Source organism: Buttiauxella sp. S19-1, from assembly GCF_022134725.1.
In the GTDB taxonomy this organism is placed as follows: Bacteria; Pseudomonadota; Gammaproteobacteria; order Enterobacterales; family Enterobacteriaceae; genus Buttiauxella; species Buttiauxella ferragutiae.
The window spans coordinates 45118-67803 of record NZ_JAHWLU010000011.1 but is presented as its reverse complement, the minus strand read 5'-3'; the positions used below and the strand labels follow the sequence as shown (position 1 = coordinate 67803).

The window sequence follows — 22686 nt, the reverse complement described above, 5'->3', positions numbered from 1 at the left end:
AAATAAATCACTTAATTACATAAAGGTTTTACAATGAAGAAAATCATTCTGGCTAGTCTTATTGCTACCGCTACTTGTTCATCTTATGCAGCTAATACCGCCACTCTGAACGTTAATGGCACGTTAACTATGGGGGCCTGCACACCCGTTCTCAGCAATGGTGGCGTGATTGATTACGGAAATATAACTTTAGGTGACTTGTCAGCTACAGAAGATAATCAAATGGGCTCAAAAGATGTCACGCTTGAAATTAATTGTGAATCTCCAGTGAAAGTCGGTTTTACAACAATTGATAATCGCCCAAATACTAAAGTGCCGATGGATGTAGTGTTTGCTAACGGTAAAAAGGCAGGTGAGTCGTATACGGGTTATATTAATGGTTTAGGTACCACTGCCGAAGGGGCTAAAATCGGTGCTTATGGGGTGAAGGTTAAATATGACCAGGCCCTGGCTGATGGTGTTTCTGCTCAAATGATTTACGAACAAAGTTTATCTGGCTCCTGGACAGTGATCACTGATGCGGGTGCCGGGGTGTATTTCCAGGAAGCTAACATTCGTACTATGACTGTTGGGATTGATGGAGTTCCGGTGGCATTTACAACCGCGACTATTCCGCTGGAAGTTGCAATGGCTATTGCTCCAACGGATACTTTAGGGATTACCGATGAAGCCATTCTGGATGGTGAACTCACTATCAGTATGGTATATCTTTAATTTCGTAATATAACAATTTAATACCCTCGCAAGAGCGAATGAGTTGAGATTAAGTTTATAAAGTAGCGTACATCCTTGTGACAAAATTAGCGGGGCTTTTGTGGGCGACCCGGCCCCGCTTACCTGGTTCTGTTCCCTCTCCTGGGGGAGAGGGCTAGGGTGAGGGCGTTACTTAAATCCGACCCTTTTATGCGGTTGATATACCGTTTCCAGCTCCGCAATCTCCTCAGGCTTCAGTGTTAAATCCACCGCTGCCAATAAATCATCCAACTGATGTTCACGAGAAACGCCAATAATCGGTGCAGCAATCCCCGGTTTACTCAGCAACCACGCCAGTGCTACTTGCGCGCGCGTAACGCCTTTATCATCTGCAACATTCGCCAGCCGCTCCGCAATTAGCGCATCGTTTTCATGGCTGGCATCGTATAGATCTTTACCGACTTCATCAGAGACTGAGCGCGCCGTAGTGTCACCCCACGGACGAGTCAATTTGCCTCTGGCCAACGGGCTCCATGGGATCACCGCGATCCCTTGTTCGTAGCACAGCGGTAGCATATCGAGTTCTTCTTCACGATAGATCAGATTGTAGTGATCCTGCATAGTGACAAACCGCGCCCAGCCATGTTGATCTTGCAAAGCCAACGCCTGAGCCAGTTGTGAACTGTGCATCGATGAAGCTCCGATATATCGTGCTTTACCTGCTTTCACCACGTCATTGAGTGCTTCAAGGGTCTCTTCAATTGGCGTGTTGTAATCCCAGCGGTGGATTTGTAACAGATCGACGTAATCGGTTCCCAGGCGTTTCAGGCTGTCATCTATCGAACGCATAATCTGCGCGCGCGAAAGTCCTTCGGGCAAATCACCAACTGGGAAGTAAACTTTGGTGGCGAGGACGGCATCTTCACGGCGCATGAAATCTTTCAAGGCGCGCCCGACAATCTCTTCGCTGCTACCGTCGGAATAGCTATTGGCGGTATCAAAGAAATTAATGCCGTTATCGATGGCGTGTTTGATGATGAGACGGCTGCTCTCTTCAGGAAGCGTCCAGGCGTGATTGCCACGGTCTGGCTCACCATAGGTCATACAACCCAGGCAAAGACGGGAAACTTTGAGGTCTGTTTTTCCTAACGTGTTGTATTGCATGGTTCCACTCCAGCTATTCAGGATCTTTTAAGCATAGCAGGAGTGGAGCAGGGGATTATTTAAGCCAGTCGCGGATTCGGTTTTCCATACCGATGGCATCCAGGCCTATGGCGGCGCGTGCCTCTTCCTGTGTGCCTTGCGGGATGAAGTAATCAGGCAAACCGATATTCAGCACCGGAACCACCTTACGGTTGGCCATCAACACTTCGTTGACGCCACTACCAGCACCGCCAATTACCGCATTTTCTTCGATGGTGACCAGCGATTCATGGCTGGTAGCCAACTCAAGAATCAACGCTTCATCAAGCGGCTTCACAAAACGCATATCGACCAGCGTTGCGTTAAGGGATTGAGCAACGGCTTCGGCTTCTGGCAACAATGTGCCGAAGTTCAGCAGCGCAATTTTTTCACCTGCGCGTTTCTTAACACCTTTACCGATTGGCAGCGATTCCAGCGGTTGTAATTCAGCGCCAGTACCATTGCCACGTGGATAACGCACCGCTGATGGGCCGTCGTTGTAGTGATAACCGGTGTGCAGCATCTGGCGGCATTCGTTCTCATCACTGGGTGTCATGATGACCATTTCTGGAATGCAGCGCAGGAAGGATATGTCGAACGCGCCCTGGTGGGTTTGCCCGTCAGCGCCGACAATACCAGCACGGTCGATGGCAAATAACACCGGCAACTTCTGGATAGCGACGTCGTGAATCACCTGATCGTACGCGCGTTGCAGGAAGGTGGAGTAAATGGCGACAACGGGTTTATAACCGCCAATCGCCAGACCAGCGGCGAACGTCACAGCGTGCTGTTCTGCGATTGCGACATCAAAATATTGCGACGGATACTGGCGTGAAAACTCTACCATGCCAGAGCCTTCACGCATCGCAGGCGTTACGGCCATCAGTTTGTCGTCTTTGGCTGCGGTTTCGCATAACCAGTTACCGAAGATTTTCGAATAGCTTGGCAGGCCGCCAGCGGCTTTCGGCAGCGTGCCGCTTTGCGGGTCAAACTTAGGCACCGCGTGGAAGCTAATTGGGTCTTTTTCAGCTGGCGCGTAGCCACGGCCTTTTTTGGTCATGATGTGCAGGAATTGCGGGCCGTTCAGGTCACGCATGTTTTTCAGCGTATTGACCAGGCCGACAACGTCATGCCCATCAACGGGGCCAATATAGTTAAAGCCTAACTCTTCAAACAACGTGCCCGGTACCACCATGCCTTTCAGGTGCTCTTCGGTACGTTTGAGTAGTTCTTTAATCGGCGGCACGCCGGAGAACACTTTTTTCCCGCCTTCACGCAGCGAAGAATAGAGTTTCCCGGAAAGCAGTTGCGCGAGGTGGTTATTCAGCGCGCCGACGTTTTCGGAGATCGACATTTCATTGTCGTTGAGTATAACGAGCATGTTCGGGCGAATGTCACCCGCGTGGTTCATCGCTTCAAACGCCATACCCGCGGTGATTGCGCCATCGCCAATCACACAGACGGTACGGCGGTCTTTACCTTCTTTTCCGGCGGCCACTGCAATGCCAATTCCGGCACTGATTGAGGTCGACGAATGGCCGACGCTCAATACGTCATATTCGCTTTCGGCGCGCCATGGGAAAGGATGCAGGCCACCTTTCTGACGAATGGTGCCAATTTTGTCACGGCGGCCAGTAATGATTTTATGCGGATAAGCCTGATGTCCGACGTCCCAGATTAACTGGTCGAACGGCGTGTTATACACATAGTGAAGCGCCACGGTCAGTTCTACCGTGCCAAGACCTGAGGCAAAGTGCCCGCTGGAACGGCTTACGCTATCGAGCAGGTAACGACGCAGCTCGTCGCACAGTTTCGGTAAACTCTCTTTTGGCAACAGGCGTAGCTCAGGGGCTGATTCCACCAGTGCGAGGGTCGGGTATTTGGCAATATCAAAACTCATTAAATTAGAAACTCATCTTATTTATCACGTTGGATGATATAGCTCGCTAACGCTTCAAGTGCGGTAGTGTCTAACGACTGGCGAGCCAGGCCTTCCAGCGCCCGGAGAGATTCCTGATAGAGATCCCACGCTTTGGTTTTGGCATTTTCTAGCCCTAGCAGTGCCGGATAAGTGCTCTTACCCAGTTGCTGATCCGCGCCCTGACGTTTACCCAGTGTCGCGGTATCACCGATGACATCGAGAATATCGTCCTGCACCTGGAATGCCAGGCCGATGCTGTCGGCATAATGGTCGAGTAACGGCAGGGCGTTACGGCCCGCATCACCTGCGCTTAATGCGCCCAGGCGAACTGCTGCACGAATTAACGCGCCGGTTTTATGACGATGAATACGCTCAAGACTTTGTAGGTCAACATGCTGGCCTTCGGCTTCCAAATCTAACGCCTGGCCGCCACACATACCGGCAACGCCACTGGCGGTTGCCAGTTCTTTTACCATCGCCAGTCTGTCTGCAATCGCCACGCCAGCCATTGGCGCATCACTTAGTATAGAAAACGCCAGGGTTTGTAGGGCATCTCCGGCTAAAATGGCGCTCGCTTCACCGAATTTGATGTGGCAGGTCGGTTGGCCACGACGCAAATCGTCGTCATCCATGGCAGGTAAATCGTCATGGATCAATGAATAAGCGTGGATGCATTCGATTGCCGCAGCTGGGGCATCCAGAGTTTCTTGCGCTATGCCGAACATTTCCCCGGTCGCGTAGACCAGGAAAGGGCGCAGTCTCTTGCCACCAAATAGTGCACCATAGTGCATGGCCTCAACCAGAGGAGTGTTCTGAAACGGTAGCGGCGCTAAAAAACGCAGCAGCGCATCGTTGGCCCGCTCGGCGTGGGCCTGCAACTGATGGTTAAAATCCATTTACTCGTTATCCGGGGTAAAAGGCTTGAGTGGAGCGTCTTCGCTATCGTTTAGCAGGATTTGCACGCGTTGTTCTGCTTGCTGCAGTTTCACCTGACCTTGACGTGCGAGCTGCACACCACGTTCAAATTCATTTAACGCCTCTTCGAGTGCTAAATCGCCGCTCTCAAGACGAGTAACTATCTGCTCAAGCTCCACAAGCGCAGTTTCAAAACTGGCCGGGACTTCGGTTTTTTTCGGCATAGTGAATGTCTGACTCTAATAATTTTTGCGACTCTGCAATGGTAGCGGAAACTGGCAAGCAAGTAACCATGAGCATGTTGGTTAGCAGAGGTTAGTGATATACTTGCGCGCCTCGGATGCAGCGGCAACTCGCCGTTGCAGTTCTTTAAGTCTTCCAGCCCGCATGATTAGTCATGCCTGGCTCATCAACGAATCTAAGCCGCCATGAAGTTTATCATTAAATTGTTCCCGGAAATCACCATCAAGAGTCAATCTGTGCGCATACGCTTTATTAAAATGCTCACCGGGAACATTCGCAACGTTTTAAAACACTACGATGAAGATCTGGCGGTTGTTCGCCACTGGGACAACATTGAAGTTCGCGCTAAAGATGAAAATCAGCGTATCGCCATTCGTGAAGCGTTGACCCGCATTCCTGGGATTCACCATATTCTGGAAGTCGAAGATGTGCCGTTTACCGATTTGCACAATATCTTTGAACAGGCGCTGGAGCTTTATCGCGAGCAACTGGAAGGCAAAACCTTCTGTGTGCGTGTGAAACGTCGTGGTAAGCATGAGTTCAGCTCAATTGAAGTTGAACGTTATGTTGGTGGCGGCCTGAATCAACACATTGAATCAGCGCGTGTAAAACTGACTAAACCTGATGTGACCGTTAATCTGGAAATTGAAAACGACCGCCTGCTGCTGGTGAAAGGCCGTTATGAAGGCATTGGCGGTTTCCCGATTGGCACGCAAGAAGATGTGCTGTCGCTGATTTCCGGTGGTTTCGACTCCGGTGTTTCCAGCTACATGCTGATGCGCCGCGGTTGCCGTGTGCACTATTGCTTCTTTAACCTCGGTGGTGCAGCGCACGAAATCGGCGTGAAACAAGTGGCGCACTATTTGTGGAACCGTTTTGGTAGTTCGCACCGCGTGCGTTTCGTGGCGATTAACTTCGAACCTGTGGTTGGCGAAATCCTCGAGAAAGTGGAAGACGGTCAGATGGGCGTGGTGCTGAAGCGTATGTTTGTGCGCGCGGCTTCCAAAGTGGCCGAGCGTTATGGCGTGCAGGCACTGGTGACCGGCGAAGCATTGGGCCAGGTTTCCAGCCAGACGCTGACCAACCTGCGTTTAATCGACAACGTTTCCGATACGCTGATTTTGCGTCCGCTGATCTCTCACGATAAAGAGCACATCATCGATCTGGCACGTGAAATCGGTACCGCTGACTTTGCGCGTACCATGCCGGAATACTGCGGTGTGATTTCGAAAAGCCCAACCGTCAAAGCGGTGAAAGCGAAGATTGAAGCAGAAGAAGCCAATTTCGATTTCTCCATTCTTGACCGCGTGGTTGAAGAAGCAACCAATATCGACATCCGTGAGATAGCCAATCAATCCAAAGAAGTGGTAACGGAAGTTGAAACCGTTGACGCATTTGGCCCGAATGATGTGCTGTTGGATATTCGTTCTATCGACGAACAAGACGATAAGCCATTTAAGCCAGAAGGCGTGGAAGTGGCTTCACTGCCATTCTATAAACTGAGCACCGCATTCGGTGATTTGGATCAGAGCAAAAATTATTTGCTGTGGTGCGATCGCGGTGTGATGAGCCGTTTGCAGGCGCTGTATCTGCGCGAGCAAGGTTTTGAGAACGTGAAGGTTTATCGCGCGTAAATTCTACGCCCTCATCCCGGTCTTCTCCCTCAGGGAGCTGTCTCTTATACACAACTCACCCGGGCATTTTGTCAGGGTGAGACCTGTAAGCCTCGTTGATTTTCCGTTCACCCGTGCGTTCTGTTATCTCTTTAATTTCCGAAAACGGTGAACGTATCAAGGGGTTAACGCCAACCCCTTGATAATCCAGGCGCCCGGTCATTAAATTGCCGCTTGCGGCGATTGATTTGCCGGGAGTCCGGGTTCTTAGGGTGGCGACGGTGGCCACCCTAAGACGTTCACCAGTTCAGTGGCTATATGAAACACTGAACGTCGGGTGAGCGGAACTGTCTCCCGTCTCACAAAGATGTGACGAAGAGACAGCTCAGGGAGAGGGTCTGAGTGAGGGTGCTTTAGTAATCCCGGTAACTGTAAATCCCTGCCGCCAACACCAACTGTTGTGAAACCTCATGAGCTTTCTCACGGCTCACCAGTAAATCAATAATCTTCAGTGCAAAATCAATTGCCGTTCCCGGCCCCTGGCTGGTTAACAAGTTGACTCGAGGGTCCCAGACTATGCGTTTATCCTGCCACTGGGCTTCCGGAATAGTTTCTTTCAGGCCAGGAAAACCAGTCATATTCGCCACTGGAAATAGCTCATGTGGAACGAGTACCGTACCGGCTGCGGCACAAATGGCGGCGACAATACGCCCTGAAAGATGGAACTGGCGCACGGTTTCAACTAACAACGGGCTATCGCGAAAACACTCCGCGCCTTTCAATCCACCGGGTAGCACGATGATGTCGAACTCTCCGTCTGCCACTTCAACCAGCGGGGCATCCGCCAGTAGTTTTACCCCACGTGAACAGGTTATCGTCAGGTTTCCGTCGCTGGCAACGCTTGCTGTGGTGACGCTAATACCACCGCGAACCAGAAGATCAATTGTGGTGACCGCTTCTGTTTCTTCAGTTCCAGGAGCCAGGCAAACCAGTGCTCGAGCGCTCATATTCATTCTCCTTACGCTTAATCTGTTCATACAAGCGGCTGTTCACTGGCACAGACAGGCCATGGGCGCGCGCGCGTTGCAGTAAATAACCCGTGATGTAATCAATCTCGGTGTGGCGTTCGACTCGCACGTCCTGAAGCATTGATGAGATGTTCGCCGCCGTACTTTCGATAACGTTGCTGACATAATAAAGCAGGTCTTCGGCAGAGGTATGGTGGCCTTCGCGCTCCATCACCACCGCCACTTCCTGGCAAATCTCGGTGATTTCAAATTGATGATGGCGCAGCTCACCATTCGGGCAATTGTAGAGTGCGGTCAGTGGGTTTATCACACAGTTTACCGCTAGCTTTTTCCAGTTGGCGAACTGAATGTCGTTATGCCAGGCCATTTCAGGTAATGCGTGGTGCAGCATATCGGCAAGGAAACTAAAATCGTTGCCCGCTTCGTTTCCAGGCCCAATATGCGTGATGCCGTTCGCGACATGAATAATCAGGTTTCCGTCACGACGCGCCGCATGAGTGGTGACGCCAGACAACAGCGGCTGCGGGATTGTGCGCAATTCTTCAAGTGTACCCATGCCGTTGTGTAGCAGCAGAATAGGGCAGTGTACCGGTAGAGTACTGGCCAGGGTTTTCACAGCACCTGAAACCTGCCAGGCTTTCAGCGTTACCAGCAGTAAATCACTATTGGCGAGAAAATCAGGATCGTTGGCGATAAACGTTTGATTGAAGACGCTGCCATCGGTTTCAATCACGTTGACATGACAAAATGGCTGCGGCACACGCAACCATCCCTGAACTTCATGTCCTTGTTTAAAAAGTGATGCCAGCCAAAGTTGGCCGAGCGCACCGCAACCCAGCACGGTAATTTTCATTTTGCCTCCCCATCAGCGTTTAGCCACTGATGTTGTACATATTCTCTATTATACAGGGCTCTGGGCTGCTTTAACGGGTTGTTTTGCTCGGCTCAGCAGGTATTATGCAACGCAACAAGAAGAGAGGGAGAAGAAAGCATGCCATCTTTTGACATCGTGTCTGAAATTGATATCCAGGAAGTACGTAACGCGATTGAAAACGCGGAGCGCGAGGTTGCAACTCGTTTTGACTTCCGTAATGTGCCAGCAACGTTTGAACTGAATGAGAAAAATCAGTCCATTAAAGTTGCCAGCGAGTCTGATTTCCAGGTTAACCAACTGTTGGATATTCTTCGTGCCAAGCTGCTCAAGCGCGGTATCGAAGGGGCTTCAATTGATGTGCCGGAAGAGTTTGTGCACAGCGGTAAAACCTGGAGCGTGGAAGCTAAGCTCAAGCAGGGCATTGAATCTGCTATCGCCAAGAAAATCGTCAAGCTGATTAAAGACAGCAAGGCCAAAGTTCAGGTGCAGATTCAGGGTGAAGAACTGCGCGTAACGGGCAAGTCTCGCGACGATTTACAGGCCGCAATGGCGCTGGTTCGTGGTGGTGATTTGGGTCAGCCGTTCCAGTTTAAGAACTTCCGCGATTAAAGCTCGCCCTCACCCCGGCCCTCTCCTGCAGGAGAGGGGGAAAAGAATATTCCCTCTCCCTCAGGGAGAGGGTTAGGGTGAGGGTTGTTTTACCAACTGTTCAATCTCAAACCTGTTCGTCAGCTTACTGTCGATCTTCACGTAAGCGCTGCGCTCCTGCGCAATAATATTCACTTCACTTACGCCCGCTTGAGCCAGCAAACGCTGCTTCAAAGATTCATCGGCGGCGACATCTTCAGGCAGCTCAACTCGTAGGCTGGCGACATAAGGTGGTTCTGTCATGGTGCTACTGACCAGCAGCCATATCATTGCCAGTAATGCTCCCGCCAGGAAGACGGTTTGCGAATCAAACAACCCATCAATCCAGCCACCCAACGAACCGCCAATCGCCACGCCCAGGAACTGGCTGGTGGAGTAAATCCCCATCGCCGTACCTTTGTAACCCGCTGGCGATTCTTTACTGATCAGCGAAGGTAAAATAGCTTCCATCAGGTTAAAGGCGAGGAAGAACAACTGCACACCCAACACCAGTTCCCAGAAGTGCGGGCCTGAGCCCCAAAGCACGATTTCAGCAATCAGCAGCAGTGCCACGCAGCCAACAAACACGCGCTTCATGCGGCGTTTTACTTCTGCATAAATGATAAAAGGCACCACCGATGCAAAAGCAATAAGCATGGTGCAGAGGTAAATTTTCCAGTGCTCAGCCGCTGGGAAACCGGCTTGTTCGAGCTGGCCCGGAAGGGCGACAAACGTCGACATCAACATAATGTGCAGGCACATGATGCCAAAGTTGAGCTTGAGTAATTTCGGCTCCGCCAGCACTTTGCTAAAGCAGCCTTTGACCATGCCTGACTCGCGGTTCAGCACATGATTTTTGGAATTTGGCACCACCAACAGAGTTATCAGAATGCCGCAGGCTGCCAGAATCGCAATCATCCAGAACAAAGCATTTAAGCCAAGGCTATGAGTAATGATTGGGCCGAGGACCATCGCAATGGCGAACGTAACCCCAAAACTCACACCGATAAACGCCATCGCTTTGGTTCGGTTTTGCTCACGGGTTAAATCAGAAAGCAGTGCCATGACGGCTGCGGCAATGGCACCCGAGCCTTGCAACGCACGGCCAAGGATCACGCCCCAGATAGATTCAGAAAGTGCGGCAATCACGCTGCCGAGAACGAAAATCAGCAAGCCGCCAATAATCAGCGGTTTGCGGCCAATGCGGTCAGAAAGCAGGCCAAAAGGGATCTGGAAGATAGCTTGCGCCAGGCCATAAATACCGATGGCGATGCCAATCAGTGCTTCGCTTGCGCCCTGTAAGGCCATCCCATAAGTAGTAAGAACGGGCAGCACCATAAACATGCCGAGCATGCGCAGTGAAAAGACCGTGCCTAAACCCCACGTCGCACGTAACTCGACGGGCGTCATTTTATAATCGTTCATTACCACCTCAGATAAAATGCAGGCCTTAGTGTAGTGCGTGGGTAAAGGGGGGTAAATGGATACATTGATAGTACTAATAAAAAAGGGCACCGAAGTGCCCTTTTATCAGGTTCAGAACTTACCAGACGTAAGTCAGCAGATTATGTGAATCTGGCACCATGAAATCGACCGACATCATCACGCTCAGTGAAGTGATAGCGACGATGGAAAAGACGAACAGTTTGCGCGCCCAGACTTTATCGTCTTCCACTTTATATCCGCGTAATGCCATGCCCAACCACCAGACGCTCACCGCAGCAGCTACCACCAGATATTTATACCCAGCGTAACCACCCAGAGTCAGCATCAGCGTGGCAACAGCGAACGCAATGATATACAGCGTGATGTGGTTCTTGGCGACCGAAATCCCTTTAACCACTGGCAACACCGGAATGTTAGCAGCCTGGTAATCTTTAAAGCGGAAGATGGCAATCGCATAGGAATGCGGCATCTGCCACAGGCTAAAGATAGCCAGCAGGATCAAAGCACCGGTGTCAAACTCGCCGGTCACCGCACAGTAACCAATCACTGGCGGTGCTGCACCGGAAAGGCTGCCAATCAGTGTGCCGTAGACAGATTTGCGCTTCATGTACAGGCTATAAACGCCGACATAAACCACAAAGCCCATCACGCCTAACCACATGGCTAGCGGATTAGCACCAAACCACAGCAGCATGAAGCCAGCAATACCCAACAAGGTGGCGTATACCAGCGAGGTTTTCGGCGCAATCAGGCCTTTGACCAGAACCCTGTTCTTGGTTCGCTCCATCTTGCGGTCGATGTCACGGTCGATGAAGTTGTTATATACACAACCCGACGCCACGACCAACGACACCCCAACAAGAGTGGAGATGAACAGGGAATAATCAATGCTGCCCTTTGAGGCCAGTAAAAATCCCCCAATGACAGAAATTAAATTGCCGAAAATAATTCCTGGTTTAGTGACTTGTAGGTACCGCTTCATCATATAGGCTGCTCTTAGTGAACCATCATGTTCTGGTTGAGGTTCCACATAATCCAGATAGAGCCGACCACCAGAATGGCTATTATCAGTGCGGTAAAGACAAAGGCCACCAGGTTCCAACGCTCTTCAGAAGAGGTGTTCATGTGCAGGAAGCACACCAGGTGAACCAAAATCTGTACCACGGCACTAACCAGTACCGTGCCGAGAATCACGGCATGGGAGGCTGTTCCTGACATCACCATCCAGAACGGGATTGCCGTTAGGATTATCGACAGGATAAAGCCGGTCAGATACGTTTTAACGCTACCGTGGTGGGCGCCTGCGTGTTCAGTTGAATGACTCATTACATCGCCCCCATCAGATAAACAACAGAGAATACGCAGATCCATACTACGTCCAGGAAGTGCCAGAACAAGCTCAGGCACATCAGGCGAGTACGGTTAGCGCTGGTCAGGCCGCGACGGTAGACGTGGAACATCATCAACGCCATCCAGACCAGACCAGAAGTCACGTGCAGACCGTGCGTTCCGACCAGGGCAAAGAAGCCTGACAGGAAGCCGCTACGATCCGGCCCGAAACCTTCTTTAATCAGGTGATGGAATTCATAGATTTCCATCCCGACGAAGCCCGCACCAAACAGGAAAGTCAGCGCCAGCCAGGAGATAACCTGGCTCTTGTTGTCTTTGTTCATGGCGATGATCGCCATGCCGTAAGTGATGGAGCTGAACAACAGCAGGGCAGTTTCGACCAGCACAAACGGCAGTTCGAAAATGTCTTTCCCTGCCGGGCCGCCGGCAGTGCCGTTCACCAGAACAGCATAAGTAGCAAACAAGCAACAGAACAGAATGCAGTCGCTCATCAGGTAGATCCAGAAACCAAAGACCTTATTGGTTCCTGCATCGTGATGCCCATGCTCAGCGGCGTGGGCGTTAGCGTGAGTGAGAGTTTCAGTTGACATTTTTCAGCCCTGCTTTGGTAATTTCATCGAAATGCTGGTTTTCCAGTTTTTCGACTTCCGCAACCGGAACGTAGTAATCCACATCTTCGTCGAAGCTTTTCGCAATCCAGGTGATGATGATGCCGGCAAAGCCAACAATCGCCAGCCACCAGATGTGCCAGATCATCGCGAAACCAAACACGGTAGCGAACGCGGCAATAATGATGCCCGCAGCGCTGTTACGTGGCATATGAATTTCTTCATAATGCGCTGGCTGTTTGTACGCTTCGCCTTTCTCTTTCATTTCCCAGAATGCATCACGCTCATGAACGTGTGGCAAGTGGGCAAAGTTGTAGAACGGAGGAGGGGAGGAGGTTGCCCACTCCAGCGTACGGCCACCCCACGGGTCACCGGTCAGGTCGCGGTTCTGCTCACGGTCACGAATTGAGACGTAGAACTGAATCAGCTGGCACAGGATGCCCAGAGCAATCAGCGCGGCACCACAAGCTGCAACAACCAGCAGAGTGTGGAACTGCGGATCAATCTGCTGGCTCAGACGACGGGTCATACCCATGAAGCCCAGCACGTACAACGGCATAAATGCTACGAAGAAACCGATGATCCAGAACCAGAAGGCGCGCTTGCCCCAGGTTTCATTCAGCGTGAAGCCAAAGGCTTTTGGCCACCAGTAAGTCAGGCCTGCGAAGCAACCGAATACCACACCACCGATAATCACGTTATGGAAGTGAGCAATCAGGAACAGACTGTTATGCAGTACGAAGTCAGCACCCGGAACCGCTAACAGAACACCGGTCATGCCACCGATAGAGAAGGTGACGACGAAACCAATGGTCCACAGCATTGCGGAGTTGAACTCAATACGGCCTTGATACATGGTGAACAGCCAGTTGAAGATCTTCACCCCGGTCGGGATGGCGATAATCATGGTGGCGATACCAAAGAAGGCGTTAACGTTCGCGCCGCTGCCCATGGTGAAGAAGTGGTGCAGCCAAACGATGAACGACAGTACCGTAATCGCGATGGTCGCCCACACCAGAGAGGTGTAACCGAACAGGCGTTTTTTCGAGAATGTCGCAACCACTTCAGAGAACACACCAAACACCGGCAGCACCAGAATATAAACTTCCGGATGGCCCCATGCCCAGATGAGGTTGATATACATCATCATGTTGCCACCCATATCATTGGTAAAGAAATGGGTGCCAAGGTAGCGGTCAAGGGTTAACAGTGCGACGGTCACGGTGAAGATTGGGAATGCCGCGATAATCAGTACGTTGGTACACAGCGAAGCCCAGGTAAACACCGGCATTTTGAACATTGTCATGCCAGGCGTACGCATATTAAGGATAGTAACGAAGAAGTTAATACCCGTTAATGTCGTACCGATACCCGAGAGTTGCAGTGCCCATATCCAGTAGTCGACGCCGACCCCCGGACTGTATTCAATGCCTGATAGCGGTGGATAAGCCACCCAACCGGTTTGCGCGAATTCACCTACCCCAAGAGACAGGTTAACCAGCACCACACCCACAACGGTGAACCAGAAGCTCAGGTTGTTCAGGAATGGGAAGGCTACGTCACGCGCACCAATCTGCAACGGCACGACAACGTTCATCAGGCCGATAACAAATGGCATCGCTACGAAGAAGATCATGATTACGCCGTGGGCGGTAAAGATCTGGTCGTAGTGATGAGGTGGCAGGAAGCCTGCTTCTCCGGCGGAGGCCAGCACTTGCTGACTACGCATCATGATGGCATCGGCAAAGCCACGCAGCAGCATGACGATAGCGACGATCACATACATGATGCCGAGGCGTTTGTGGTCAACCGAGGTGAACCACTCTTTCCATAAATATTCCCACTTACCGAAGTAAGTGATAGCTGCAACTAGCGCCAGTCCCCCGACGATAATTGCTGCCACCGTAACCATGATAATGGGTTCATGGTATGGGACTGAATCCAGTGTAAGTTTTCCGAACATCGTATTATTCCTCGGCCCCTTAGTGAGAGGTTTCCGCGTGACTCATGTCCATGCCTTCCATACCTTCATGTGCTGCGTGCTCACCTTCTGGCTGGGTCATGTCCATGCTCTTCCCGTGTCCCATGAATTTGTTAATAACGTCTTTAAACAAATCAGGTTTAACAGCGGAGAAGTATTCGACTTTGTTGTATTCGCTTGGTGCTGCAAGCTTCTCGTAAGTCGCCATGTCATTCATGACTTCTGGAGATTGTTTCGCTTTAGCAACCCATTGGTTAAAGGTATCCATATCCGGTGTGGCGATAGCCTTAAACTTCATACCGGAGAAACCTTTACCGCTGTAGTTAGACGAAATACCGTCGTAGGTGCCTGCTTCGTCTGCAATCAGGTGCAATTTAGTCTGCATACCTGCCATTGCGTAGATCTGGCTACCCAGTTGCGGAATAAAGAAGGAGTTCATCACCGAGTTAGAAGTGATTTTGAATTCCACCGGGGTGTTGGCCGGGAAGGCAATTTCATTAACCGTTGCAATACCTTGCTCTGGATAGATGAAGAACCATTTCCAGTCCATAGCGATAACTTCGATGGTCACCGGCTTCGCATCGTGAACAAGCGGTTTGCTTGGCTCAAGAGCGTGCGTGGTTTTCCAGGTTAGTACCGCGAGGAAGATGACGATAAGGATAGGAATCGTCCAGACCACAGCTTCAACTTTGTTCGAGTGCGACCAGTTGGGGCTGTATTTGGCGTTTTTGTTTGAAGCACGATACTTCCAGGCAAAACCGATAGCCATTGCGATAGCGGGTATAACGACTATCAACATCAGCCCAATAGCTGTCAGTATCAATGAACGTTGTTCCAGTCCAATTTGTCCTTTGGGGTCCAGAAGCGCAGAATCACAGCCACTCAGTAAAAAAGTGCCTGTAATTAATGCCAACCATCCCAAACTTTTATTGTATTTCCTGAGTCTCATTTAACGACCTCAATTCCGGGGAGCTCTAATTGTCGTTTAAAGTGTGAAGGCATTTTACGGGAAGGTTACATTACTGTAAACATGAATGGCGTAGTGTCAGTAGGGTGTTACCGGGTTCTGCCAACAATGTCACATAGAATGCAACAAACTGTAAAATATCGAGATAGCCCGCAGGCTGGCTGAGTTATAACGAAAACCTGCTTTGTCACAAATAGTACAGGTTAATTGGTATAACCAATCATTTTAATAAACATAATTTTAACAAATTAGCATCAATTGCTAAACGAAATGATCTACAAATTTATTTAACCAAAAGCTGAATCGGTTAAAGGCAGGGGGGGAATAATTTTCCTGCTAATAATGTAAAAAAAGAGTTTTGCTGACGAGAAATAATTCACCCCAGACAACGTTGTGTGTTAATCGAACAATATAGTTACACACCGAAACTTATTATTTTTATTTACCTACGACTTCTACATTAAAGCTGTTTTCCGTAAGGCCAGGTAATCAAGTAACCCGCCAAACACAATCCCACCGATAGCAAACAACGCTCCCCACTCCAGGAACTGAATGTTGAACGCCCAATTAGTCAGACCCGTAGCGTTGGTAATCAACACCACAAGCCAGACCGCCAGAAGTGCACAACCTAGCATTAACGCTCTTAGCGCAATGCGATAGGCTGAAGAAAACTCGCTTCGCGGTAAGAAACTATCGTTATTCTGGGTGTATTCCAGCGTGGTTCTGCAAACCAACAGGAGCAGGATGCCCGGCACTGCTGCAACAACGGAGAATAAATAAAACGTCGGCCAGCCCTGAGCTTCAACGAACCAACCGGCTATCGGCCCCACGTAAACTCGCCCTACGGCGGAGAGTGCAGATAGCAGCGCAAATTGGGTCGCAGAAAACGATTTATTACATAACGTCATCAGCAGCGCGACAAATGCTGCTGTGCCCATACCGCCACAGAGATTTTCAAAGAAGACCGCTGAAGCCATGCTGATCATATGCTTATCGGTTATCGACAGGAGCCAATAACCCGCGTTGGAAACCCCCTGTAAAATGCCAAATATTAGCAGGGCGCGGAACAGCGACAGGCGCTGCATCAAAATGCCGCCGTACAAGGCACCGATAATGGTGGCAATCAGACCCAGTGATTTATTCACCATGCCGACTTCACCCGCGTCAAAACCCACACCACGGATCAAAAATGTGGTGGTTAAACTCATGGCGAATGCATCGCCAAGTTTGTACATCACAATCAGCAGCAGAATGAGCCACGCATTGTTGCGACCAAAAAAATCACGCAGCGGGGCGACGACTGCTTGTTCCAGGCTTCTGGGAACCGGTATCGCGTCAGTCGGTTCTGGGGCCAGTAAAGTTGCGATGATACATGGCAACATCAGTGCCGCCATCAGCCAGTACATGCCTTGCCAGCCGAGGTGTCTGTCGGCAAGCCAGAGCGCTAAACCACCAGAAACTAACATTGCCAGGCGGTAGCCCAACACGCTGATTGCCGCGCCTGTACCCCGTTCTTCGGCCGGGAGAACATCGGTTTTCCAGGCATCAAAGACGATATCTTGCGAGGCAGAGCAAAAAGCAATAATAACGGCCAGTGCCGCCATCCACCGCAATTGCGAACCGGGTTCCAGAAAACCCATACCGGCAATCGCAACCAACAGCAGTATCTGTGTAATCAGCAACCAACCACGCCGCCGACCGAGCAGCGGTGGCGTATATCTGTCCATCACTGGCGACCACAGGAACTTAAACACATAGGCTTGCCCGACGAGCGAGAAGAAACCAATGGTTTTAAGATCGATGTTCTCAACCGTCATCCATGCCTGAAGTGTGCCGGAGGTGAGAGCGAGAGGGAGGCCAGAAGCAAAGCCTAGAATCAACAGGATGGCTGATTTAGGCTGCTGAAAAAGACGAAGATAATGGTTGGGCATACTTTGCTCTGCAGCCAGCCCGCATGACACGGGCTGGTGGGGTATTAATTAACGAGCGTTCTGCTTAATAAAGTCATGAACGCTGGTGTCCTGGGCCATATCAGCAATGGTATCAGTCAATACAGAGTTTACTGCATTGGCGATATTCTTGTTGGTCGCCTGGAAAGCACCTTCTACGTTGTAATTAGAACGGTAGTTTTTGTTCAGCTTGTTGCCATTTTTCGCCGTCGCAATAATCATGATGTCAGCTTTGGTGGCGATGTTGTAACGCACGCTGCCCTGAGACACGTCAGCATACAATTGGTTTACGATGATTTGCAGGTCAACCGGGCTGCTTGGCCCAACCATATAACCACGAGCAGTCATCTGTTTTTCCAGCACTTCTTGCAGCAGGAAACGCAGGTCACGTGATGGAGTCAACGTCACTAATTGGTTATCGCGGCTGACTTTTGCCAGAGCCTGGTCTTTGCGCTGATCTGCACCATTGATACTTACAGTTACGCCCATCAGGCTTGGATCTTGCTGTGGCAGGCTGATAGTTGGAGAAACATCAATGGTGGTTGGTGGTGTTGCGCAGCTGGCCAGCATAAAAATGGCAACCAACGGGAAGAATAATTTTTTTAACATGTTCGCTATCTCAATGTACTCAAGGGGCAGGCAGATAAAAAATCACGCCATCATAACACTGCGGATGCCCAGTGGAAGCAGTTAACGCACGTAATTTCATCGCGTTGCGCTTTTTCTGAGCGGTTGCAAAGCAATCTGACCATTTTGGTCTCGATTAGTGCCGTAATCACATTAAGCTACAGGGGCTTGGGTAAGAAAATCAGACGAAAGCTAAATAATTGTTGTTATTCTGTTATTAAAACGGCAAAAAGCGGCTAACATTTAAAGGGATGAGTGGCATCTCTACGCAGTCGAGGAGAAAGTTCATGATGATACGCGAGCAAATAGAATCAAAATTAAGGGCAGCGTTTGAACCCGTGTTCCTGGAAGTCGTGGATGAAAGCTATCGTCACAATGTCCCGGCGGGTTCGGAGAGCCATTTCAAAGTGGTTCTTGTGAGTGACCGTTTCGCCGGCGAGCGTTTTTTAAATCGCCATCGAATGATTTACGGCACCTTAAGTGCTGAACTCTCTACCACTGTTCATGCGTTGGCTCTGCACACCTACACCATTAAGGAATGGGAAGGGTTGCAGGATACGATTTTCGCCTCTCCACCTTGCCGTGGAGCAGGAACAATCGCCTGAAGTTAACCTTCAGGCTTGCAACTGAGGGAACTTTTCCTTTATGTTGCGGTATATGAATCGTGTTTTATAAACGGCCTGCGGGCCGTTTTGTTTTGTCTGAAATAGCCGTTGTTAACGCAAGGCTTGGGCAATAAATCCAAAAGAACTGTGAAAAGGGCCGCAGCAACACTGTGTTGCCGTTCTCGACTCACCTTGGTGATGCCGCTATAATGCTGCGTCTTATTTTTCGGAATGTCTTCGGGACGATTCTGACGACAGGGAATGTGATTCTGATTCAGAAGGCATCCCGGTTCTGTGAAGCGCAATTGAGCGTTTCCAGAGTTGACCGAGCACTGTGATTTTTTGAGGTAACAAGATGCAAGTTTCAGTTGAAACCACTCAGGGCCTTGGCCGCCGTCTCACGATTACTATCGCTGCAGACAGCATCGAAACCGCTGTAAAAAGCGAGCTGGTCAACGTGGCAAAGAAAGCCCGTATCGACGGTTTCCGTAAAGGAAAAGTGCCGATGACTGTTATCGCACAACGCTATGGCGCTTCTGTTCGCCAGGACGTGTTGGGCGAACTGATGAGCCGCAACTTCGTTGACGCGATCATCAAAGAAAAAATCAATCCAGCTGGTGCACCGAACTACGTTCCAGGCGAATACAAACTGGGCGAAGACTTCACCTACGCGGTTGAGTTTGAAGTGTACCCAGAAGTTGAGCTGCAAGGTCTGGAAGCAATCGAAGTTGAAAAACCGGTTGTTGAAGTGACTGACGAAGACGTTGATGCAATGCTGGACACCCTGCGTAAACAGCAAGCGACCTGGAAAGATTCAGAAGCTGCTGCAACTGCAGAAGACCGCGTAACTATCGACTTCACCGGTTCTGTTGACGGCGAAGTATTCGAAGGCGGCAAAGCATCTGACTTCGTACTGGCAATGGGCCAGGGTCGTATGATCCCAGGCTTCGAAGACGGTCTGGTTGGTCACAAAGCTGGCGAAGAATTCACTATCGAAGTGACCTTCCCGGAAGATTACCACGCTGAAAACCTGAAAGGTAAAGCGGCTAAGTTCGACATCGTTCTGAAGAAAGTTGAAGAGCGTGAACTGCCAGAATTTACTGAAGAATTCATCAAGCGCTTTGGCGTTGAAGATGGTTCTGTTGCAGGCCTGCGTACCGAAGTGCGTAAAAACATGGATCGTGAGCTGAAAGGTGCTGTGCGTAACCGCATCAAGTCGCAAGCAATCGACGGTCTGGTTGACGCGAACAATATCGACGTTCCAGCAGCACTGATCGACAGCGAAATCGACGTTCTGCGTCGCCAGGCTGCACAGCGTTTTGGTGGCAACGAGAAACAAGCGCTGGAACTGCCACGTGAATTGTTCGAAGAACAAGCTAAACGTCGCGTAGTTGTTGGCCTGCTGCTGGGCGAAGTGATTCGTACCCATGAGCTGAAAGCTGACGAAGAACGCGTTAAAGGTCTGATCGAAGAAATGGCTTCTGCCTACGAAGATCCGACTGAAGTTATCGAGTTCTACGGCAAAAACAAAGAACTGATGGACAACATGCGTAATGTTGCTCTGGAAGAACAAGCTGTTGAAGCCGTACTGTCTAAAGCGAAAGTGTCTGAAAAAGCGACTACCTTTAGCGAACTGATGAACCAGCAAGCGTAAGCATAATTTTTGGCATCATCGCCAAAATATTGCTGCATCAAGCCCGTCACCTACTGGTGGCGGGCTTTTTTTATCAGTGACTCTCTGAAAACCCATCAATAAAACGCAGTTTCAGGGTTAGCGTAACAAGAAAAGGTTGTTATGCTTGAAACAGGGTAAGCTCATCCCCATAAATACGGGTATGGCTCAAACATGGATCCCTGACTGATAATCCGTCCAGATAAGGTTATAGGCGGCAAGGAGCGTAGTCTTCTTTTGGCGCCTCAAGTAGAATCAGTGCAGCAGGTATCGAAGGCAAAATTATTCCAGGAGACGGAAATGTCATACAGTGGCGAAAGAGATCAATTTGCACCCCATATGGCCCTGGTGCCGATGGTTGTTGAACAGACATCGCGTGGCGAACGTTCATACGATATCTATTCCCGTCTGCTCAAGGAACGTGTCATCTTTATGACAGGCCAGGTCGAAGACCATATGGCTAATCTGATTGTGGCGCAGATGCTGTTTTTGGAAGCTGAAAACCCAGAAAAAGACATCTATCTCTACATCAACTCACCAGGTGGCGTCATTACTGCCGGTATGTCTATCTACGATACGATGCAATTTATTAAACCAGATGTCAGCACTATCTGTATGGGACAAGCCTGTTCAATGGGTGCCTTCCTGCTGACCGCTGGGGCTAAAGGTAAGCGTTTCTGCTTGCCGAACTCACGAGTGATGATTCACCAGCCGCTGGGTGGCTATCAGGGCCAGGCAACGGATATCGAAATCCATGCGCGCGAAATTCTGAAAGTGAAAGCTCGTATGAACGAACTCATGGCGCAACATACTGGTAAGTCTCTGGAAGAAATCGAAAGAGACACCGAGCGTGACCGTTTCCTCGCGGCAAGCGAGGCGGTAGAGTACGGATTAGTTGACTCAATCCTGACTCACCGTAGCTAACGCCCGAAAACAGTGAGCCGTATACTATAGTTGAAGTAGCGGCTCATAGCGCGCTTACGATTGGCTGCGCCGTAGAATGGCACTTGTGCCGTCCAGTACGGTGCAAAGAAACAGAAAAGAGGTTTTACCGATGACAGATAAGCGCAAAGACGGTTCAGGCAAATTACTGTACTGCTCTTTTTGCGGCAAAAGCCAGCATGAAGTGCGTAAACTGATTGCCGGGCCGTCAGTGTATATCTGCGATGAGTGTGTCGATTTATGTAACGACATTATTCGCGAAGAGATTAAAGAAGTCGCGCCGCATCGCGAACGTAGTGCGCTGCCGACTCCGCATGAAATCCGTCACCATCTCGATGATTACGTCATCGGTCAGGAACAGGCTAAGAAAGTCCTGGCGGTTGCGGTTTATAACCATTACAAACGTCTGCGTAACGGCGACAGCACCAACGGTATCGAACTGGGCAAAAGTAACATTTTGCTCATCGGGCCGACCGGTAGCGGGAAAACCCTGCTGGCTGAAACCCTGGCGCGTTTGCTGGATGTTCCATTCACCATGGCTGATGCCACAACGTTAACCGAAGCGGGTTACGTGGGTGAAGATGTCGAAAACATCATCCAGAAACTGCTACAGAAGTGCGATTACGATGTGCAGAAAGCACAGCGCGGTATCGTGTATATCGATGAGATCGACAAAATCTCCCGCAAATCTGATAACCCGTCCATCACCCGTGATGTGTCTGGTGAAGGTGTGCAGCAGGCGTTGCTGAAACTTATCGAAGGTACTGTTGCGGCGGTTCCACCACAGGGTGGCCGTAAGCATCCACAACAAGAATTCTTGCAGGTTGATACCTCTAAGATTCTGTTTATCTGTGGCGGTGCATTTGCAGGGCTGGATAAAGTTATTGCTAACCGCGTTGAAACCGGTTCAGGCATTGGCTTTGGTGCGACCGTAAAAGGTAAATCTCAGAAGGCGACCGAAGGCCAGTTGTTAGGCCAGGTTGAGCCAGAAGATTTGATCAAGTTTGGTCTGATCCCTGAGTTTATCGGCCGTCTGCCAGTGGTTGCTACGCTGACCGAACTGAGCGAAGAAGCGCTGATTCAAATCCTGAAAGAGCCGAAAAACGCCCTGACCAAGCAGTACCAGGCGTTGTTCAATCTGGAAGGCGTGGATCTGGAATTCCGCGACGAAGCACTGGATGCGATTGCTAAGAAAGCAATGGCACGTAAAACGGGTGCTCGTGGTCTGCGTTCCATCGTAGAAGGCGCATTGCTGGATACCATGTACGACCTTCCTTCTATGGAAGATGTCGAGAAAGTGGTGATTGACGAGTCCGTCATCGACGGTCAAAGCAAACCATTATTAATTTATGGTAAGCCGGAAGCACAACAAGCATCCGGTGAATAATTCGCCAAAATAACCAGTCAGTTAGTATAAAAAGGGGGATTTATATCCCCCTTTTG

General features: G+C 50.1%; 21 protein-coding genes. 7 read left to right on the top strand and 14 right to left on the bottom strand.

The window, feature by feature from the left end:
* Positions 1–33 precede the first annotated feature (33 nt).
* Positions 34–714, top strand: a complete 681-nt coding sequence (locus MES37_RS04715) for a DUF1120 domain-containing protein (protein ID WP_064549166.1) — start codon at positions 34–36, stop codon at positions 712–714.
* Positions 715–882: 168 nt separating this feature from the next.
* On the opposite strand, the gene MES37_RS04710 is transcribed toward MES37_RS04715, so the two are convergent.
* Genes MES37_RS04710 through xseB form a run of 4 tightly spaced genes read right to left on the bottom strand, consistent with a single transcriptional unit; the run spans position 883 to position 4935 of the window.
* A complete protein-coding gene (locus MES37_RS04710) occupies positions 883–1857 on the bottom strand; it encodes an aldo/keto reductase (protein WP_121814222.1) in 975 nt (324 codons plus the stop codon).
* A 55-nt stretch (positions 1858–1912) separates the two neighbouring features.
* A complete protein-coding gene (gene dxs / locus MES37_RS04705) occupies positions 1913–3775 on the bottom strand; it encodes a 1-deoxy-D-xylulose-5-phosphate synthase (RefSeq protein ID WP_064549161.1) in 1863 nt (620 codons plus the stop codon).
* Positions 3776–3792: 17 nt separating this feature from the next.
* Positions 3793–4692 carry a (2E,6E)-farnesyl diphosphate synthase gene (ispA, locus tag MES37_RS04700; protein WP_064549159.1) on the bottom strand — a complete coding sequence of 300 codons (900 nt, stop codon included), beginning with the start codon at positions 4690–4692 and terminating at the stop codon, positions 3793–3795.
* The gene (gene xseB, locus MES37_RS04695) at positions 4693–4935 is read right to left on the bottom strand and encodes an exodeoxyribonuclease VII small subunit (RefSeq protein ID WP_034493701.1); all 243 of its coding nucleotides are present in this window, start codon (positions 4933–4935) and stop codon (positions 4693–4695) included.
* Between the two features lie 204 nt (positions 4936–5139).
* Between xseB and thiI the strand changes: the two genes are divergently transcribed.
* On the top strand, positions 5140–6588 hold the full coding sequence (gene thiI / locus MES37_RS04690; RefSeq protein WP_064549157.1) for a tRNA uracil 4-sulfurtransferase ThiI: 1449 nt from the start codon (positions 5140–5142) through the stop codon (positions 6586–6588).
* A gap of 392 nt (positions 6589–6980) precedes the next feature.
* Here the strand turns inward: thiI and yajL are convergent, their stop codons facing one another.
* Together yajL and panE are read right to left on the bottom strand one after the other, a co-directional pair.
* Positions 6981–7574: a protein deglycase YajL gene (yajL, locus tag MES37_RS04685; protein WP_064549155.1), complete on the bottom strand. Its 594-nt coding sequence runs from the start codon at positions 7572–7574 to the stop codon at positions 6981–6983.
* Positions 7534–8448 carry a 2-dehydropantoate 2-reductase gene (gene panE / locus MES37_RS04680; RefSeq protein WP_064549153.1) on the bottom strand — a complete coding sequence of 305 codons (915 nt, stop codon included), beginning with the start codon at positions 8446–8448 and terminating at the stop codon, positions 7534–7536. The genes yajL and panE overlap by 41 nt, the downstream gene beginning before the upstream one ends.
* 138 nt (positions 8449–8586) lie before the next feature.
* Between panE and MES37_RS04675 the strand changes: the two genes are divergently transcribed.
* Positions 8587–9078, top strand: coding sequence for a YajQ family cyclic di-GMP-binding protein (locus MES37_RS04675; RefSeq protein ID WP_034457969.1), 492 nt, complete (start codon positions 8587–8589; stop codon positions 9076–9078).
* 72 nt (positions 9079–9150) lie between these two features.
* Here the strand turns inward: MES37_RS04675 and MES37_RS04670 are convergent, their stop codons facing one another.
* The 8 genes from MES37_RS04670 to MES37_RS04635 form a co-directional block, all read right to left on the bottom strand.
* Positions 9151–10521 carry an MFS transporter gene (locus tag MES37_RS04670; protein ID WP_121814219.1) on the bottom strand — a complete coding sequence of 457 codons (1371 nt, stop codon included), beginning with the start codon at positions 10519–10521 and terminating at the stop codon, positions 9151–9153.
* A 118-nt stretch (positions 10522–10639) separates the two neighbouring features.
* The gene (cyoE, locus tag MES37_RS04665; RefSeq protein WP_064549149.1) at positions 10640–11527 is read right to left on the bottom strand and encodes a heme o synthase; all 888 of its coding nucleotides are present in this window, start codon (positions 11525–11527) and stop codon (positions 10640–10642) included.
* 11 nt (positions 11528–11538) lie between these two features.
* On the bottom strand, positions 11539–11868 hold the full coding sequence (locus MES37_RS04660) for a cytochrome o ubiquinol oxidase subunit IV (RefSeq protein ID WP_064549147.1): 330 nt from the start codon (positions 11866–11868) through the stop codon (positions 11539–11541).
* Positions 11868–12482 (bottom strand): cytochrome o ubiquinol oxidase subunit III, encoded by a 615-nt coding sequence (locus MES37_RS04655; RefSeq protein WP_064549145.1) that lies wholly within the window; start codon positions 12480–12482, stop codon positions 11868–11870. Before MES37_RS04655 ends, MES37_RS04660 begins: the two co-directional genes overlap by 1 nt.
* Positions 12472–14463, bottom strand: coding sequence for a cytochrome o ubiquinol oxidase subunit I (cyoB, locus tag MES37_RS04650; RefSeq protein ID WP_121814218.1), 1992 nt, complete (start codon positions 14461–14463; stop codon positions 12472–12474). Before cyoB ends, MES37_RS04655 begins: the two co-directional genes overlap by 11 nt.
* A gap of 19 nt (positions 14464–14482) precedes the next feature.
* The gene (cyoA, locus tag MES37_RS04645) at positions 14483–15430 is read right to left on the bottom strand and encodes a cytochrome o ubiquinol oxidase subunit II (protein ID WP_121814217.1); all 948 of its coding nucleotides are present in this window, start codon (positions 15428–15430) and stop codon (positions 14483–14485) included.
* 473 nt (positions 15431–15903) lie between these two features.
* Positions 15904–17379: a muropeptide MFS transporter AmpG gene (gene ampG / locus MES37_RS04640; protein ID WP_133522333.1), complete on the bottom strand. Its 1476-nt coding sequence runs from the start codon at positions 17377–17379 to the stop codon at positions 15904–15906.
* Positions 17380–17427: 48 nt separating this feature from the next.
* Positions 17428–18006, bottom strand: coding sequence for a lipoprotein (locus tag MES37_RS04635; protein ID WP_064549138.1), 579 nt, complete (start codon positions 18004–18006; stop codon positions 17428–17430).
* 305 nt (positions 18007–18311) lie between these two features.
* Here MES37_RS04635 and bolA point away from each other — a divergent pair, with 305 nt between their 5' ends.
* From bolA to clpX, 4 genes are all read left to right on the top strand, one after another.
* The gene (gene bolA / locus MES37_RS04630) at positions 18312–18629 is read left to right on the top strand and encodes a transcriptional regulator BolA (protein ID WP_064549136.1); all 318 of its coding nucleotides are present in this window, start codon (positions 18312–18314) and stop codon (positions 18627–18629) included.
* Positions 18630–18984: 355 nt separating this feature from the next.
* Complete coding sequence (gene tig / locus MES37_RS04625; protein WP_064549134.1) at positions 18985–20283, top strand: trigger factor; 1299 nt, start codon at positions 18985–18987, stop codon at positions 20281–20283.
* A 318-nt stretch (positions 20284–20601) separates the two neighbouring features.
* Positions 20602–21225, top strand: coding sequence for an ATP-dependent Clp endopeptidase proteolytic subunit ClpP (gene clpP / locus MES37_RS04620; protein ID WP_034457992.1), 624 nt, complete (start codon positions 20602–20604; stop codon positions 21223–21225).
* 130 nt (positions 21226–21355) lie between these two features.
* Complete coding sequence (gene clpX / locus MES37_RS04615) at positions 21356–22630, top strand: ATP-dependent protease ATP-binding subunit ClpX (RefSeq protein WP_034457994.1); 1275 nt, start codon at positions 21356–21358, stop codon at positions 22628–22630.
* Positions 22631–22686: the final 56 nt, after the last annotated feature.

What these genes read in the sequence shown, in the direction of transcription:
- ampG (WP_133522333.1), bottom strand. Translation starts at nt 17,379, where the DNA reads ATGCCCAACCATTATCTTCGTCTTTTTCAGCAGCCTAAATCAGCCATC.
- yajL (WP_064549155.1), bottom strand. Translation starts at nt 7,574, where the DNA reads ATGAGCGCTCGAGCACTGGTTTGCCTGGCTCCTGGAACTGAAGAAACA.
- cyoB (WP_121814218.1), bottom strand. Translation starts at nt 14,463, where the DNA reads ATGTTCGGAAAACTTACACTGGATTCAGTCCCATACCATGAACCCATT.
- panE (WP_064549153.1), bottom strand. Translation starts at nt 8,448, where the DNA reads ATGAAAATTACCGTGCTGGGTTGCGGTGCGCTCGGCCAACTTTGGCTG.
- MES37_RS04655 (WP_064549145.1), bottom strand. Translation starts at nt 12,482, where the DNA reads ATGTCAACTGAAACTCTCACTCACGCTAACGCCCACGCCGCTGAGCAT.
- MES37_RS04710 (WP_121814222.1), bottom strand. Translation starts at nt 1,857, where the DNA reads ATGCAATACAACACGTTAGGAAAAACAGACCTCAAAGTTTCCCGTCTT.
- bolA (WP_064549136.1), top strand. Translation starts at nt 18,312, where the DNA reads ATGATGATACGCGAGCAAATAGAATCAAAATTAAGGGCAGCGTTTGAA.
- cyoE (WP_064549149.1), bottom strand. Translation starts at nt 11,527, where the DNA reads ATGATGAAGCGGTACCTACAAGTCACTAAACCAGGAATTATTTTCGGC.
- MES37_RS04660 (WP_064549147.1), bottom strand. Translation starts at nt 11,868, where the DNA reads ATGAGTCATTCAACTGAACACGCAGGCGCCCACCACGGTAGCGTTAAA.
- tig (WP_064549134.1), top strand. Translation starts at nt 18,985, where the DNA reads ATGCAAGTTTCAGTTGAAACCACTCAGGGCCTTGGCCGCCGTCTCACG.
- clpP (WP_034457992.1), top strand. Translation starts at nt 20,602, where the DNA reads ATGTCATACAGTGGCGAAAGAGATCAATTTGCACCCCATATGGCCCTG.
- thiI (WP_064549157.1), top strand. Translation starts at nt 5,140, where the DNA reads ATGAAGTTTATCATTAAATTGTTCCCGGAAATCACCATCAAGAGTCAA.
- MES37_RS04670 (WP_121814219.1), bottom strand. Translation starts at nt 10,521, where the DNA reads ATGAACGATTATAAAATGACGCCCGTCGAGTTACGTGCGACGTGGGGT.
- MES37_RS04635 (WP_064549138.1), bottom strand. Translation starts at nt 18,006, where the DNA reads ATGTTAAAAAAATTATTCTTCCCGTTGGTTGCCATTTTTATGCTGGCC.
- cyoA (WP_121814217.1), bottom strand. Translation starts at nt 15,430, where the DNA reads ATGAGACTCAGGAAATACAATAAAAGTTTGGGATGGTTGGCATTAATT.
- ispA (WP_064549159.1), bottom strand. Translation starts at nt 4,692, where the DNA reads ATGGATTTTAACCATCAGTTGCAGGCCCACGCCGAGCGGGCCAACGAT.
- clpX (WP_034457994.1), top strand. Translation starts at nt 21,356, where the DNA reads ATGACAGATAAGCGCAAAGACGGTTCAGGCAAATTACTGTACTGCTCT.
- dxs (WP_064549161.1), bottom strand. Translation starts at nt 3,775, where the DNA reads ATGAGTTTTGATATTGCCAAATACCCGACCCTCGCACTGGTGGAATCA.
- xseB (WP_034493701.1), bottom strand. Translation starts at nt 4,935, where the DNA reads ATGCCGAAAAAAACCGAAGTCCCGGCCAGTTTTGAAACTGCGCTTGTG.
- MES37_RS04715 (WP_064549166.1), top strand. Translation starts at nt 34, where the DNA reads ATGAAGAAAATCATTCTGGCTAGTCTTATTGCTACCGCTACTTGTTCA.
- MES37_RS04675 (WP_034457969.1), top strand. Translation starts at nt 8,587, where the DNA reads ATGCCATCTTTTGACATCGTGTCTGAAATTGATATCCAGGAAGTACGT.